Annotated in this window: 13 protein-coding genes and 1 pseudogene; all 14 read left to right on the top strand. The window is 41.1% G+C overall.

Translation table 11 applies throughout. The features are described 5' to 3' along the window. Positions 1 to 338 precede the first annotated feature (338 nt). Positions 339 to 449, top strand: a pseudogene (locus tag BM086_RS21815) (HNH endonuclease); the annotation flags it as partial. A 397-nt stretch (positions 450 to 846) separates the two neighbouring features. Then, positions 847 to 1,629: an IS21-like element helper ATPase IstB gene (gene istB, locus BM086_RS15955; RefSeq protein WP_092329262.1), complete on the top strand. Its 783-nt coding sequence runs from the start codon at positions 847 to 849 to the stop codon at positions 1,627 to 1,629. 64 nt (positions 1,630 to 1,693) lie between these two features. Next, positions 1,694 to 2,530: a hypothetical protein gene (locus BM086_RS15950; protein WP_092329257.1), complete on the top strand. Its 837-nt coding sequence runs from the start codon at positions 1,694 to 1,696 to the stop codon at positions 2,528 to 2,530. 164 nt (positions 2,531 to 2,694) lie between these two features. After that, on the top strand, positions 2,695 to 2,973 hold the full coding sequence (locus BM086_RS15945; RefSeq protein ID WP_092329253.1) for a hypothetical protein: 279 nt from the start codon (positions 2,695 to 2,697) through the stop codon (positions 2,971 to 2,973). Positions 2,974 to 3,110: 137 nt separating this feature from the next. After that, positions 3,111 to 3,332: an ORF6N domain-containing protein gene (locus tag BM086_RS15940; RefSeq protein WP_242952240.1), complete on the top strand. Its 222-nt coding sequence runs from the start codon at positions 3,111 to 3,113 to the stop codon at positions 3,330 to 3,332. Between the two features lie 26 nt (positions 3,333 to 3,358). Further along, positions 3,359 to 3,610, top strand: a complete 252-nt coding sequence (locus BM086_RS15935; protein WP_141107765.1) for a nitroreductase family protein — start codon at positions 3,359 to 3,361, stop codon at positions 3,608 to 3,610. Between the two features lie 145 nt (positions 3,611 to 3,755). Beyond that, complete coding sequence (locus tag BM086_RS15930; RefSeq protein WP_092329244.1) at positions 3,756 to 4,772, top strand: LacI family DNA-binding transcriptional regulator; 1,017 nt, start codon at positions 3,756 to 3,758, stop codon at positions 4,770 to 4,772. A gap of 182 nt (positions 4,773 to 4,954) precedes the next feature. Next, a complete protein-coding gene (locus BM086_RS15925; RefSeq protein ID WP_092329240.1) occupies positions 4,955 to 6,250 on the top strand; it encodes an extracellular solute-binding protein in 1,296 nt (431 codons plus the stop codon). 97 nt (positions 6,251 to 6,347) lie between these two features. Next, a complete protein-coding gene (locus tag BM086_RS15920; protein ID WP_092329237.1) occupies positions 6,348 to 7,709 on the top strand; it encodes a carbohydrate ABC transporter permease in 1,362 nt (453 codons plus the stop codon). Next, positions 7,709 to 8,971, top strand: coding sequence for a sugar ABC transporter permease (locus BM086_RS15915; protein WP_092329232.1), 1,263 nt, complete (start codon positions 7,709 to 7,711; stop codon positions 8,969 to 8,971). Before BM086_RS15920 ends, BM086_RS15915 begins: the two co-directional genes overlap by 1 nt. 24 nt (positions 8,972 to 8,995) lie before the next feature. Continuing rightward, positions 8,996 to 10,834, top strand: coding sequence for an alpha amylase N-terminal ig-like domain-containing protein (locus tag BM086_RS15910; RefSeq protein ID WP_092329227.1), 1,839 nt, complete (start codon positions 8,996 to 8,998; stop codon positions 10,832 to 10,834). Between the two features lie 14 nt (positions 10,835 to 10,848). Continuing rightward, a complete protein-coding gene (locus tag BM086_RS15905) occupies positions 10,849 to 13,131 on the top strand; it encodes a glycoside hydrolase family 31 protein (RefSeq protein ID WP_092329222.1) in 2,283 nt (760 codons plus the stop codon). A 132-nt stretch (positions 13,132 to 13,263) separates the two neighbouring features. Next, positions 13,264 to 13,452: a hypothetical protein gene (locus BM086_RS21070; protein WP_175560312.1), complete on the top strand. Its 189-nt coding sequence runs from the start codon at positions 13,264 to 13,266 to the stop codon at positions 13,450 to 13,452. 147 nt (positions 13,453 to 13,599) lie between these two features. Beyond that, entirely contained in the window at positions 13,600 to 14,574 is a 975-nt protein-coding gene (locus BM086_RS21285) for an LppM family (lipo)protein (RefSeq protein ID WP_242952239.1), read from the top strand. Position 14,575 lies beyond the last annotated feature (1 nt).

The following is a 14,575-nucleotide window of genomic DNA, read 5'->3' as shown; positions in this document are numbered from 1 at the left end:
GCACTGTTCTCTGTCAGGACAAAAAGAAGACATGTACTCCTGAAAGAGTACCTCTCCGGATTTTTTTATTACAATGAGGTTGCTATTTATCAGGTTCTTCCGTATCATAGCATTGTGTGATGTATATCAGTATTGATTACATGCATAGGAGGAAGAGCGTGTCTTGCAGGATGTGGCTCTTCCTCTTTGTTTTATAGGAAACTACTATCTTAAGTATACGAAAAAAGAGTGCTGTAATACACAGCACTTTGATATAGATAAAAAACAGATATTCAGAAATTAATTCACCGCTTATTTGCGGTCGGATAGAATGCTAAAATGCGGGACTACATCAGGTCAGAACTTTAAAGGATTTGGACAGCAATATACCATGGAACGCCCATATGATTAAAATCAACAGGAAAACCTTGGTTGTCTGTCCGCAATGTCATGAGATGATACATTCATAAGTAAGCTGAGAAATAGATGGGAAGCCGGATACAGCGACGAGTTGTAAGTCCGGTTTCGGGGCGAGTCCTCGGAAATCTACTACAGTAATGTAGTAAGGCGCTGGGGGCTTAGCCTACACAAGTCCACGAACCTTGACTGTAACAGGAAATTCAGAGATTTTCACTTATCAGGAATAGCACTCCAAAAAGTCAGTGACATTGGCTGTCTTGAAAATAGTCTCTCCGTCATAACTCCAAGGAAACCAAGTGAACGAAGCAAGCGCACTGTTTATCCTCAGCGGAAAAGCTATCGTGAGGAAATCCGTGAGTCCATTGATATCTGTATGGAACAAAACGCCTTCTTCTGAACTTACAAGAAACTGCAGCTACTATGATAACTATGCGAAGGAGGTTCTGAATGCTTAACGATACAGAACATAAAAGCGCATACATAGAAGCAAAGATGAAGCAGTTCAAGCTTGTAGATATGCGCACTCAATACAGAGATATCATTCAAGAAGCAGAGCATGAATCGCTGGGATATATTGATTTTCTTTTAAGACTATTGGAACTTGAAGATAGTGGAAAGACAAGCCGTAGGACAGAGAAGCTTATTGTTAAAGCTGGTTTTGATAGTGCATCTTCTCTTGAGGACATTGATTACAGCTTTAATCCGTCTCTTGATAAGGATAAGATTGATGAACTCGGAAAGCTTACATTTCTGAACAATCGTGAGAATATCATAATCATAGGGCCGCCCGGAGTTGGTAAGAGCATGATTGCTACAGGAATAGGTCGTAATGCCTGCAGAGAAGGAAGGAAAGTCCTTTTTGTTAATGCAAAAGAGCTTGTCGACAGACTTTATGATGAGATGCTTGCTGGGAATTTACAACAGATGCTTGATAAGCTGAACCGCATTGAACTCCTGATCATAGATGAGCTTTCATACATAAAAATGGACAAAGAAAGAGAGAGCCTGTTTTTCCAGATCATCCGTCAACGATACGAAAAAAGCTCCCTCATTATCACCACTAATCTACCAATGGGCAGATGGGATGAAGTATTTACCGGACAGCTTGCGGCAACTGCAATACTTGACCGCCTGCTGCATCACTGCCATGTGCTTAGTATAACGGGAGACAGTTACCGTGTCAAAGGGTCAAAAATAAGTGTTAAAAAACAGAAAGGTGCAGAAAAATGAACTTAACAAGCGATAGGCAGCGATTCCTGCAGGATGAGCTGAATACATATGAAAAAAAACACAGATGAATGAAACTGAAAGAAACGCTCTTCATGAATGGGTTGCAGCCGGTAACTGTGTTCATGAGAACACATGTAATGCCGAAGATGGTCATGGAAACTACATTGATTTTCTTGACGTATACAGAGAAGAACAGGATATCCGTGATACTCTTAGCATACTGAGCGATGAGGATAAGGAAGAATATCTTGCTGAACTAAGAGGCGAAGACACTATTAAAAGCCTGAAAAAGCGTCTCGATGAACTACTTTACAAAACAGATGTATATGAAAAGGTCCTCCAGAGACATAACCTCATTGAAGAGGCTGAAACTCTGATGGAAGAAGGTCGTGCGCTGTCCAGAGCATTTGATAAATGGGCAGAAGCGGAAATGGGTAAGCTTCCGAGGAGAACTGTCATGGTTAAAATAAAAGATAGAAATCTTCCGGAACTTGCAGAAATATACAATAGTGGCGGCAAAGATGCTCTTTATCAAAAGCTCCGAGAGTCATTTGGAATAAAGTATCCGTGGTCAACTCTGGACAGGATGAAAAACATAGATTATCTGGGATATAACGAAGCTACAGACAGATTTTGTGCCGCACAATGCGAGAAAGCTGGCGAAAGCCTATTTATGTCGATTGATGAGCTTTGTTCACCAGTAAAGCCACAGCATATATGCGAGGATAAAACAGAAAGGAACGCCCCTAAAGCAGAAGCAATGGAAAAACTTGTTAAAGAGCTTATTGGGGACAGGCTTCTAGAACTTAGCAGATACGTTGTCATGGATACAATAAGCAAGACAATGATCATAGACAAAACAGCACTTATCGAAGCTGGATACACACTGGTAACTCATTAAAAGGTGGGTCAATTCACAGTGTAAAAATCGAGATTTATAAACAAAACTGACCCGCCCCTAAAATCGCATTGGCGAATCCAAGGGTGGGTCAGATTTAAGTGTAAAAGTGGGGGGCAATTTTACTTTACAATCAACAGTGGAAATATGATAGGGAAAACAAAACCATGCTGGAAGGGTATCCTGCTCAGTTAAAGGAGTTTCGAAAAATAGTTCCCAAAGGTGAGAAGATAGAGCCAAAGAAGTGGAATGATGAAATGACATCTCTTTTTGAGAAAAGAACGAGTTTGAAAGGATTGCTCCAGAAAGAGGTGGGAGATCTTGCCTGTGTTGAAGTCATTGATTTCAACAAGGAAAATGAAGAGCGTGAGCTCAGTAATGAACGTAGAAAAGACCACAGAGATATCTCTCAAACCCATAAGAAAAGCTATCAGCCTGAGCTATAGAATAACTACAAGAAAATTGTTTTATAAAGATGGGTATTACTATAGTAAAAGTTATGAACTTGTTATAAAATGAAAGCTGATTTTATGTGGATTACATCGAGATGCCAATTTGGCATCTCGATGTAAATGGAGAAAATATGGGGACAAATGAACTAATTTCATTCGAGCCAATTGATAAAGAGGCAGTTAAAGAGCAGATTTTCGAGGTTCGTGGCATAAGAGTTATGCTTGATAGTGACATAGCTGTATATTTTGGCGTCGAAACAGGTGCATTAAACAGGGCTAGGAAGCGTAATATAAAGCGTTTCCCGGAAAGCTTTTGTTTTCAGCTTACGGATGAAATGGAGCGCCTACAGTGATTGCAATCTTTTCACAGGGGAATTTCATGTTTAAGACCGCAGATGCTTTCTGCATGGCCGAAAATATCGTGCTGCAGGCTACGGAACTGAGTATTGCGTCCTGTATCATCTCCAGGGGTGAAGAGACGTTTGATAGTGAAGAAGGCCGGGCACTCATGAAAGAATGGGGAGTCCCCGATAATTATATATGTCAGGGGTTTGTGATCCTTGGTTATATCGACGGGGAGCAACCTGTCAGCAAACCGAGAAAACCCGGAAGAGTACGAATTATAGAGTAGAGGTGTGAGGAAAAGAGCTCTTGCAAAAGGGCTTTTTTTTCTGTATAGTGGAGAGAGGTTAATCGCTTAACGCGATATCATCGCGTTTCATGAGTTTTATATTATTGGGAATAAGTAAAACTATCCTGTCCCAAGAGGAGTAAGAATGAATTTAAAAGAAATAGCAAAGAGAGCAGGAGTCAGTAGTGCTACAGTTTCTAATGTCATTAACGGCAACAACCATAAGGTTTCCAAGGAGACCATAAAAAAGGTTAACGATATAATCAAGGAAACCAATTATAAACCAAATGCAATGGCAAGGTCTCTTGCCAAAAAGGAGAGTAGGATAATAGGTCTTGTGGTTCCATATATGGGCAAGGATGAAGATTTTTTCACCAATCCTTACAATGCGCACATCATAGCGGCTATTGAGAGATGTGTCCGTAATGCTGATTATTATCTGATGATAAGATGTGTGCATGATCCAAAAGATATTACATCAATTTTATCTTCCTGGAATGTAGACGGAGCTTTTTTTCTTGGTATATTTCCTGATGAGGTTAAAGAAATCAAAAAGCATGTTGATGCTCCTGTGGTATTTATTGATACCTATGCAAAAGGTGAAAATATAGTTAACGTTGGAATTGAAGATTACAGAGGTGGCTACCTTTCGGCAAAATATCTTATAGGTAAAGGTCATAAAAAGCTTGCGCTTGTAACTCCCAAATTTGATACTGATGGAGTCATAAAAGAGAGGTTTAAAGGATTTTCTGTCGCGTGCAAAGAGAGCGGAGTTGAGTTTGGGGAGAGTAGTATCTTTTATACCGACACAACATATATTAATGCGGTGGAAGTGGGACAGAATATTGGTTTTTCCAGTGGAGGCTACACCGCTGTTTCCTGTATGTCTGATATTGTTGCTTTTGGAGTTATTGAAGGTTTATCACAGTGTGGAATACGTGTTCCTTATGATGTGTCAGTTGTGGGATTTGACAATCTGCCTAACTGTGAGTACATGACTCCGAAACTTACATCGGTCGCCCAGAACTTTGATCTCAAGGCTGACAAGGCATGGGAATATCTTCTGCGCATGATCAATGGTGAAAAGGACCTTGTGGCGGATGAAAGACTGTCAATAAGAGTCGCAGAGCGTTTTTCTGTTCGTAATCTATTAGAGCAGTAAATATTCGTTAACCTTTTGTTAACCACTTTTTTTATACAAAACATAGAAACAGCTTTCCGGGGATTGACCTTGGAAAGCTGTTAATTTATAGTATAGGTAAAGCGATTAACCTATAAATACGAATTCCAGTGCATTGGGGAATGGTAAAAAAAGATGAATGTCAGAAATAGGAGGATTTCAAAATGAAAATGAAAAAGTTAAGCGCAATACTATTGAGCGGAGTATTGACAGCTTCTGCACTTGTAGGATGTGGAGACAGTGCGCAGGGTGGCGCGGTTGCAACTTCTACAGATGCCGGAACAGCAACACAGACTGATACAGCAGTGGCTGCTCCGGTAGAAGCTCAGGACGTTACTTTGAAGATATGGGTTCCTGAAGAGGCGGTTGAAGACACAGATGCAGCTGTAAAAGCATTTGATGATCTTCATGATGAGTTCAACATCACTTACGAGATTGCTGTAGTAGGTATTGATGAAGCTCCACAGCAGCTTGGTACAGATCCTGACACAGCAGCTGATATTTTTTATACTCCTTCGGGCGGAGTTGCTGACCTTGTTAACAAGGGACTTCTTCTTCCACTCACCAAGGATTTTGAGACAATTGCATCTGACCTTCCTGAGAGTGCACTTACAGCCGTTACAGTTGATGGCCTTACATATGCAGTTCCTTTTTCACCTAACACATACTTTATGTACTATAACAAGGATCTTCTCACAGAGGATGATGTTAAGAGTCTTGAGACCATTCTTTCCAAGGATACAGGTGTTGATTACAACTTTAGTACAAACATAACAAACTCCTGGTACATCGAGAGCTTTTTCCTTGGAGCAGGCTGTACCCTTTTTGGACCTGACGGAACAGATCCTTCAGAGTGCTCATGGAATGATGAGACAGGACTTGCAGCAGCTGAGTACATCATTGATCTTGTTGGTAATCCAAAATACCTTGAGAACAAGGACGGAGTAGGCGGAGCAGAGTTCAAAAATGGCAATCTTGCAGCTATAACAGATGGTGCATGGAGTGTTTCTTCTTATAGAGAATCACTTGGTGATAAGCTCGGTGCAGTAGCGCTTCCTACAGCAAATATCGGAGGCAATGACGTACAGCTTTCAAATTTTGTAGATTTTAAGACAATTACAGTTAAGTCCAATACAGCTTTTCCTCTTGCAGCACAGCAGCTTGCTGTTTATCTTGCAAATCCGGAGAATAGCCTTGTCAGATACCAGAATCAGGGCGATGTTCCTGTACTTAATTCACTTGCAGCATCAGATGAAATAGTAAGTGATGAGGTTGCAGCAGCGCTTAATGCCCAGGCTTCAAAGGCTACTAACCAGCCTTCTATTTCCAAGATGGGTGACTACTGGACACCTGCACAGGCATTTGGTGAGGGCGTTGTTTCAGGCGAGATTACAAAAGCCAACGTTCAGGAAAAACTTGATGCACTGGTAGACAGCATCACAGGAACACTTGCAGAGTAAGTCTGTATTATAGTAAACAGCAAATTCTTTTGATGCTTACTATAGTTTGTATCGGGGCGCTATGGCGCCCCCGATATTATTATTTAGGGAGCTTAATATGGATAGAGAGTATAAGCGCAGAAATTTCATCTCGATTTTTACGAAGGGCGACATCTTTTCAAAACTTAGCTATATCTTTTGCGGACTTGCAAATATCAGGTATGGACAGGTGGCAAAAGGACTTTTGTTTCTCTTACTGGAAGTATGTTATTTAGTCTTTTTATTTACAAAAGGCATAAATCTTTTGCATAATCTTACAACCCTGGGCGAACATGAACAGGGGATGGCATTTAATGAGGCAATTGGCATTTATGAGATGCAGCAGGGCGACAACTCTATGATCATCCTTCTTACAGGAGTAGTCGCAATTGTAGTTACCATTTGTTTTTTGGCCATATGGCTGTTTTCTGTTTATTCAGGAGAAAATGCCAGATTTAACCATGACCATGGACATCACGTTAATAACTTTTTTGAAGATGTTAAGTCATTAACCAACGAGAATATTCATTTCCTGCTTCTTGCAATACCGGTAGTAGGACTTTTGATATTTACATTTACGCCACTGATTTACATGATACTTATGGCGTTTACAAACTACGACAACGAACATCAGCCGCCGGGACATTTGTTTGACTGGGTGCAGCTTGATAACTTCAGGACGCTTCTTTTATCCAGTGACAAGCTTTCACAGACCTTCTGGCCGGTGCTTGGTTGGACCTTTATCTGGGGCATTTTTGCAACCTTCAGTTGTTACTTTGGCGGAATGATCCTTGCAATGATAATCAATTCAAAAGGTATCAGATTAAAGAAATTCTGGAGAACAATCTTTGTTGTAACTATGGGAATTCCATCATTTATTTCACTTAAGGTAGTTGGAACAATGCTGGGCGAAAAGGGAATTTTCAACGTGCTCATTCAGAAATGGGGATGGACCGATGCGGCAGTACCTTTCCTTACACAGACTTCTTTTGCCAGAATTTCGGTCATTCTTGTAAATTTCTGGATCGGAGTGCCTGTAACTATGCTGATGGTTAGCGGTATTTTGATGAACATTCCCGGGGAACTTTATGAGAGCGCCAGAATCGACGGCGCAAATCCGTTTGTTATATTCAGGAAGATAACATTCCCTTATATGTGGTTTGTTACAACTCCGTATGTTATTGCAAACCTTATCGGTAACTTTAATAACTTCAGTGCAATTTACTTCCTGACAGGAGGTGGGCCTATGACTCTCGACTATTACAAAGGCGCAGGAAAGACTGACCTTCTTGTTACGTGGTTATACAAGCTGACAGCAGATACCAACGACTACAACCTGGCAGCTACTATCGGTATTCTTATTTTTATTATTTCAGCGGCATTTACACTGATAACATTCCAAAGATCAGGATCAATGAAGAATGAGGAGGGCTTCCAATAATGAATAATAGAACAGTTATAGGGCTTAATCTTACATTTTTCATGAGGGCTCTTATTGCCACTGTGCTCAGTTTTATAGCTATGCTTCTTCCTTTTACGGGAAAGGAGTCAGGTGGCAAAAATATGATAAGTACCGTATTTTCGGTTTTGTCAGCAGAAAATTCGGCAGGGATTTCTTTTTTTCTGTATCTTGCAGTGTTATTTACGACAGCATCACTTATTGTGGGAATTGCATCATATCTTAAGACGAGCGTAAAGATAGTTAAAGCCTGGATGTATGTTCAGGTGTGTGCAACTTTTTTCTGGACCATGCTGCTGTTTGCTACAAAGATTATTCTTGAGAATAGCGGGATTGAAGAAAACTTTCTTTTAAAGAATGCAGGAATCGGATTCTGGCTCGGCATTTTAACTGCCTATGTGAGCCTTGTATTTATCATGAGAGTTGCGGAGAAAAATGTTGGGTACATAGTTCTTTCAATTCTTGGAGTTATCTGGATGTTTCCGGTTTTATGGATTTTACTTACAGCACTTCGTGCAGAACAGGGTTATTATGTAGGATATTTCTTTCCAAAGCACTTGACCTTAAAAAACTTTTATGACCTGTTCCACAACTCGGCAGTTCCTTTTGGAAAGTGGTGGCTCAACACCATGATTGTTGCAATATGCGGATGTGTGCTGAATACACTGATCGTACTTGGTACAGCATTTGTTCTTAGCCGTACAAGGTTCAGCGGAAGAAAGCCCTTCATGAATATCCTTATGATTATAGGAATGTTCCCGGGCTTTATGTCGATGGTTGCTCTTTATAACATCCTAAAGGGGCTTGGAATTAATCAGAGCATTGGCGCTCTTATTGTGGTAGGGGCAGCCGGAGCTGCCATGGGTTATCACATTACCAAGGGATATTTTGATACCATTCCAAAGGCTATTGACGAAGCTGCCATCATTGACGGTGCTTCAAGACTTCAGATTTTTACAAGGATTACAATTCCGCTGTCAAAGTCAATAATAGTTTATCAGGTTCTTGGTACTTTCCTTGGAGCCTGGTCAGACTACATATTCCCCAGACTTCTTTTTGGCGACAGGCAGAGTTCTTACACTGTGGCAGTAGGTCTTTTCTGGATGACTGACTTTAGAAGAATTGACTCCTACTATACCCAGTTTGCAGCCGGAGCAGTTGTTATAGCAGTGCCTATAGTTATCCTGTTCATCTGGCTTCAAAGATTTTATGTGGAAGGCCTTTCAGGTTCTGTTAAGGGCTAAGCACAATACGTAAAAGAGGTTATTATGAGAGATTGGACCAAGAGTATTTATAGTGACGGGACAGAAGGATATGTAAGTAATCCTGAACCCAGGATGGGCGATGAGATCACAATAAGGCTCAGTTTTTTAGAAGGATCGCCTGTCTGTGACGTTCTGTTGTGGCGGTTGGTAAACGGAGCTGAGAGCTACGTTTCCATGGAGTTTGAAAAAAGTGAGAGCGGCCTTGATTACTACAGTGCAAAGACAACTCTTAATGAGCCACGACTTCAGTATCACTTTGTACTTGTGACAGAAGATGCTGCTTACTTTTTCACACAGGCGGGTGTTCAGACCTATGTGCCTGACTACAGGCATGATTTTGTCATAAACTGCGATTATGTTAAGCCGGGGTGGGTTGACGGAGCAGTCTTTTACCAGATATTTCCGGAAAGGTTCTGTAACGGAGATCTGTCAAATGATGTAAGGGACGGGGAGTATGAGTACTTTGGACATAAGTGCAAAAAGATGCCTGACTGGAACATGGAGCCACTTGCTGTGGAAGAAGCTCATGGCATGGATTTTTTTGGAGGTGACTTAAAGGGGATTCAGGATAAGATTCCGTATCTTAAAGACCTTGGTGTTACTGCCATTTATTTAAATCCGATATTTACAGCCTACTCAACTCACAAATATGACTGCATAGATTATTTCCATGTTGATCCTCACTTTGGAGGGGATGAGGCTCTTATAAGCCTTTCAGATGCACTTCATCAAAATGACATGAAGCTGATCCTTGATATATCTGTCAATCACACGGGAAACGAACATGAGTGGACAAGGACTAAGAGAGAGTTCTACTTCAAGGACATTGACGGTTCCTTAAAGGGATGGTGCGGAGTAAAGAGCCTTCCCTTCATGGATTACAGGAACAAAGAACTTAAAGATCTCATCTACAGAGGACATGACAGCGTTCTAAGGAAATGGCTTCGTCCACCCTATAACATTGACGGATGGCGTTTTGATGTCGCGGATGTCATTGGCAAAAACGACGACGTTCAGGTGGCGGATACCGTGTGGAGAGAAATTTGTGATGCCATAAGGCAGGAGAAAAGAGATGCCTTCATAATTGGAGAGCATTGGGGTGACTGTTATGAGTATCTTCAGGGGAATCTTTGGAATACGCCAATGAACTATTACGGATTTGGCCGTATTGTGAGGCAGTTTGCAGGGCTTCCGGATCTCTTTTTGGAAAGAAACAAAGAGATAATGAAGGCGAAGTATGTCATGACTGCCAAAGACGTGGTGAAAAGAAGTGATGACCACTATACATGTCTTTCTCAGGCAGTTGCTGACTGCCAGATGAACCTTTTTGACAGCCACGATGTGATAAGGGTTCATAATTACCCTGAGATTACTTTTGACAGGTATAGAGGCGTGGTTTTGTCATATCTTTTATTTACGGGAATTCCCTGTATTTACTATGGAGATGAAGTGGGTATTGACGGACACACCAAAAGTGATGCCGGCTGTAGATATCCTATGCCCTGGGATAAAAAGGGAAAGGAGCGGGATAAGTTCTTTTCCCTGTACAAGAGGATGATAGAGCTAAGGAGGACGGTCCCTGCCTTTGCCAAGGGCGGCAGGAAGGTTTTGTATGATGATGGCATGATACTGGTAGTTGCAAGATTTATGGGGACTGACAAGTATATTGGTATCATATCCAGACAGGCAAAAGAGATAAAAATACCTCTCTGGCAGATAGGAGCCGCGAAGGCTGTATCAGATACTGACGAGTTCGGAATACACTTTGATGCTACCTCGTCGGAGGAAAATTTGAATATCAAGGTGCCCGATAATGCGGCACTTATCATAAAGGTTGACTAATTGGAGCATTGATTATGAGTAAGGTAATAAGTGGGAAAAAGTATAGGATAACGGTTCTTACAGACAGGCTCCTTCGTTTTGAATACAGTGAAGATGGTCAGTTTGAAGATATGCTGACAATGACGGTGATAAACAGGGATTTTCCGGATGTAAGCGCTTATGTGAGGAGAGAAGAACAGTTCCTTATTATAGAGACAGATGAGCTTTTGGTTAAGTACGACGAAAAGCCTTTTACATCAAACGGACTGTCTGTTGAGCTCAAGAACTTTGGAAGTTGTTACCACTACAATTTTCAGTATGACAATTCAGGACAGAACCTCTTTGGAACTGTAAGAACCCTTGATACCATTGACGGTGGAACTCTTCTTGGACCGGGAATTTTTGGCAGGCAGGGCTTTGCTACATTGTATGACGGAGACAGCCCTTTATATGACAAGGTGCTTGATCTGTTTATTGAAAGAAGAGAAGCCAAGACAGATTTTTATTTTTTTGGATATGGAAGGGACTACTACGGAGGACTTAAGGATTTTTATACTTTGAGTGGTGCTACGCCTCTTATCCCCAGATACGCTCTTGGTAACTGGTGGAGCAGATACTTTAGGTACACTCAAAAGAGTTATGGGAATGTTGTGGAAAAGTTCAAAGAGGAAGAGATACCTCTTTCTGTTGCGGTTATAGATATGGACTGGCATCTGACAAATGTGGACCCAAAATATGGCAGCGGCTGGACGGGTTATACCTGGGATAAAGAGCTGTTCCCTGACTATAAGAGATTCCTTAAGATGCTCAAAAAAAATAAATTGGCGACAACCCTTAATCTGCATCCCGCAGATGGTATCAGGGCATTTGAAGATCAGTACACTGCTGTTGCCAAGAAGATGGGGATGGACCCTTCAACGGAAGAGCCTGTGGAATTTGACTTTGGGGATGAGAAATTCAGGGATGCATACTTTGAAGAGGTGATGCAGCCATATGAGAAGGATGGCGTGGACTTTTGGTGGATTGACTGGCAGCAGGGAACTGGTAGAAATAAAGGTGACGTAGACCCTCTTGTTCTTTTAAATCACTATCATTACAAAGATCAGGAAAAAAGAAATAAACGTCCTATGATTTTTTCAAGGTATGCAGGTCCCGGAAGCCACAGATATCCAATAGGTTTTTCTGGAGATACAGTCTGTTCCTGGAAGAGTCTTGAGTTTCAGCCCTTCTTTACCAGCACTGCAAGTAATATCGGATACGGATGGTGGAGTCATGATATCGGCGGACATATGATGGGAGACAAGGACAATGACAGACTCATCAGGTGGATACAATTCGGAGTTTTCTCGCCTATCATGAGGCTTCATTCAAGCGCAAGCCCTTTCCTTAACAAGGAACCCTGGGTTATAGCTGAGCCCTATCACAGTGTTATGAAGAGTTTCATGAGACTTCGTCACAGGCTTGTACCTTACCTATATACAGAGAATTACAGGGCATATGCAGAGGGAAAGCCACTAATAAGACCAATGTACTACGACTTTTCTGAGAATGAAGAATCCTATAATGTTCCATGTGAATATGGATTTGGAGATGTACTTTTTGTCTCTGCCATAACAAAGCCACTTGATGATAAGTTGAAACTATCCTGTGTCAATGCGATTATTCCTTTCGGCCGATATGTAGACCTTTTAAGTGGAAGAGTATATAACGGTGGTAAAAAGAGGAAACTTTACAGGGATATTTCCAAGATTCCGGTCCTGATGCCTGCGGGTGGGATACTTCCGCTTGCTCCTGACAGCGCTGAAAATGGATGTGATTGTCCTGATAAATTTGAGCTTATAGTGGCAGCAGGTGCTGACGGAAGCTATACTCTATATGAGGACGATGGCTGTAGTATGGATTACAGGGACGGGAAGTATGTGACCACAAAATTCGAGTGCAGATATGATAAAAAGGCGGAAAAAATAGATGTTTCTATTAAGGCTTCTGAAGGTGAGCTGTCACTTATTCCTGCAAAAAGAGATTATGATATCACTTTAATAGGCGCCGGAGAAAGACGCACATTGTCTATAAAGGGGGTTAAAGCATCAGAAGGAACAGCAGTGACTTTTTATAACGTTATTCTTTCAGGAAACAATCATGTAAGAGAAGTCTTTGAAATTCTTGAGAGGGCGGAGATTGAAATTCTCACAAAGGACAAAATCTATGGCGCAGTGAGTTCCATGACTTCAGAAGAGTTTCTTGACTGGCTTCGTTCAGCAGATGTTTTAGAAACTCTCAAAGACGCTATTACGGAAGTTTTTGAAGACATATTGTAATTATATGTCTATACTAAGCGTTAAAAATTTCTTTTTTCATTTACTATAGAATTAATTAAAACGTATACAAATCGACAAAAACCAGGCTCACATGAACCTGGTTTTTTTATACCAAGATAAAAGTGCCAGTCAGTGCGAACTATTCTTCACAGTGACTGGTGGCACTATCAAATAAAGTATCCGTTCTGGCAGATGACGCTGGCAAATGAAAAAGCGGTATATGCCTGCTTAAATTATGGTGAATCATTCTGCCCAGAGGAAATTGCAGATAGAAGTATATGTATTGATGGTGATATTGCAACCATATTACAAAAGTCATGACCGAAATTGACTCGTTTTGTCTCGTCTCGACCGACATTAGCACTTTTCTTATAGATTTAACGGTGCTATTATTAGCATAGACAAGTGAGGCATATCATAGATTCAATGAGTAATTGGATTCATTGTAAATGCAAAGGAGTAACGCACATGAAAAAATTCAGAGCGCTTATGGTTGCATTGGTTAGTATGATCTTTCTTACTGGTTGTATGAGATTCAACACTACAGTCACTGTTAAGAGCAATGGTAAGTTAGATGTGTCAATGCTGTATGCAATGATGGACATGTCAGAGTATGGTTATGATGAGGACTCAATTACCTCAAGCCAGATGCAAGAGTATAAAGATCAGGGTTGGGAAGTTGAAGAGTACAATCAGGACGGTTTTAAGGGATATATTCTGAGCAAGAAAGATATAACGGCCAATGAGTTAGGATCCTCAATGGAAGATACACAGTCTGAGCTTTCCGGTGAAGCCAGCTCAATTAACTTCACTAAGGAGGGATTAAAGTACACTTTAGATTGGCAGGTGTTCGATAGAGAGCAGGGAGAGCAAATTTCTGCATATAAGAACTACTTCACCATGAGTGGTGGTTATATGAAGATAACTGTAAACCTCCCAGTAAAACCATCAGCTAACAACGCTACTTATGTATCTGATGATGGGAAAACTTTGGAGTGGGATCTGCTAAATCTTGGACCTGATCAGAATATTCATCTTGAATTTGTACTTATCAACATATGGCTTATTATAGGGCTCTGTGTCTTTGCGCTTGCTGTTATTGTTGTCATTGTGGTAGTAATTGTGCTTTCTTCTAAGAAACGTAAGACGGCTCAGATGCAGGCAGGCGGATACTATCAACAGCCTCAGGGAGTAGCGCCTAATGCTTATAATCCTGGACAATATCAACAGCCACAGTATCAACAGCCAAATGTTCCGGTAATGCCACAAGCACCGGTGCAGGAAATGCAGCAGACTCCTATACAAGAAAATAACCCATCCATCCAGGCTGCTACACCTAATCTTGTTGCGGACGAGTTGGAAAAGCTAAAGAAGCTTCTTGATGATGGAGTTATAACGCAGGAAGAATTTGATGCTCAGAAAGCAAAACTATTGAATAGATAAC

Origin of the sequence: Butyrivibrio sp. YAB3001 (assembly GCF_900112195.1) — a bacterium.
Lineage (GTDB): Bacteria > Bacillota > Clostridia > Lachnospirales > Lachnospiraceae > Butyrivibrio.
Note: the sequence above shows the minus strand (reverse complement) of the source record. Positions and strands in the feature narration are given on the sequence as shown.

Excerpts from the sequence above, each read along its gene's own strand:
- BM086_RS21285 (WP_242952239.1), top strand. The coding sequence starts at position 13,600 with ATGAAAAAATTCAGAGCGCTTATGGTTGCATTGGTTAGTATGATCTTT.
- BM086_RS15920 (WP_092329237.1), top strand. The coding sequence starts at position 6,348 with ATGGATAGAGAGTATAAGCGCAGAAATTTCATCTCGATTTTTACGAAG.
- BM086_RS15930 (WP_092329244.1), top strand. The coding sequence starts at position 3,756 with ATGAATTTAAAAGAAATAGCAAAGAGAGCAGGAGTCAGTAGTGCTACA.
- BM086_RS15925 (WP_092329240.1), top strand. The coding sequence starts at position 4,955 with ATGAAAATGAAAAAGTTAAGCGCAATACTATTGAGCGGAGTATTGACA.
- BM086_RS15935 (WP_141107765.1), top strand. The coding sequence starts at position 3,359 with ATGTTTAAGACCGCAGATGCTTTCTGCATGGCCGAAAATATCGTGCTG.
- BM086_RS15945 (WP_092329253.1), top strand. The coding sequence starts at position 2,695 with ATGCTGGAAGGGTATCCTGCTCAGTTAAAGGAGTTTCGAAAAATAGTT.
- BM086_RS15950 (WP_092329257.1), top strand. The coding sequence starts at position 1,694 with ATGAATGAAACTGAAAGAAACGCTCTTCATGAATGGGTTGCAGCCGGT.
- istB (WP_092329262.1), top strand. The coding sequence starts at position 847 with ATGCTTAACGATACAGAACATAAAAGCGCATACATAGAAGCAAAGATG.
- BM086_RS15915 (WP_092329232.1), top strand. The coding sequence starts at position 7,709 with ATGAATAATAGAACAGTTATAGGGCTTAATCTTACATTTTTCATGAGG.
- BM086_RS15910 (WP_092329227.1), top strand. The coding sequence starts at position 8,996 with ATGAGAGATTGGACCAAGAGTATTTATAGTGACGGGACAGAAGGATAT.
- BM086_RS15940 (WP_242952240.1), top strand. The coding sequence starts at position 3,111 with ATGGGGACAAATGAACTAATTTCATTCGAGCCAATTGATAAAGAGGCA.
- BM086_RS15905 (WP_092329222.1), top strand. The coding sequence starts at position 10,849 with ATGAGTAAGGTAATAAGTGGGAAAAAGTATAGGATAACGGTTCTTACA.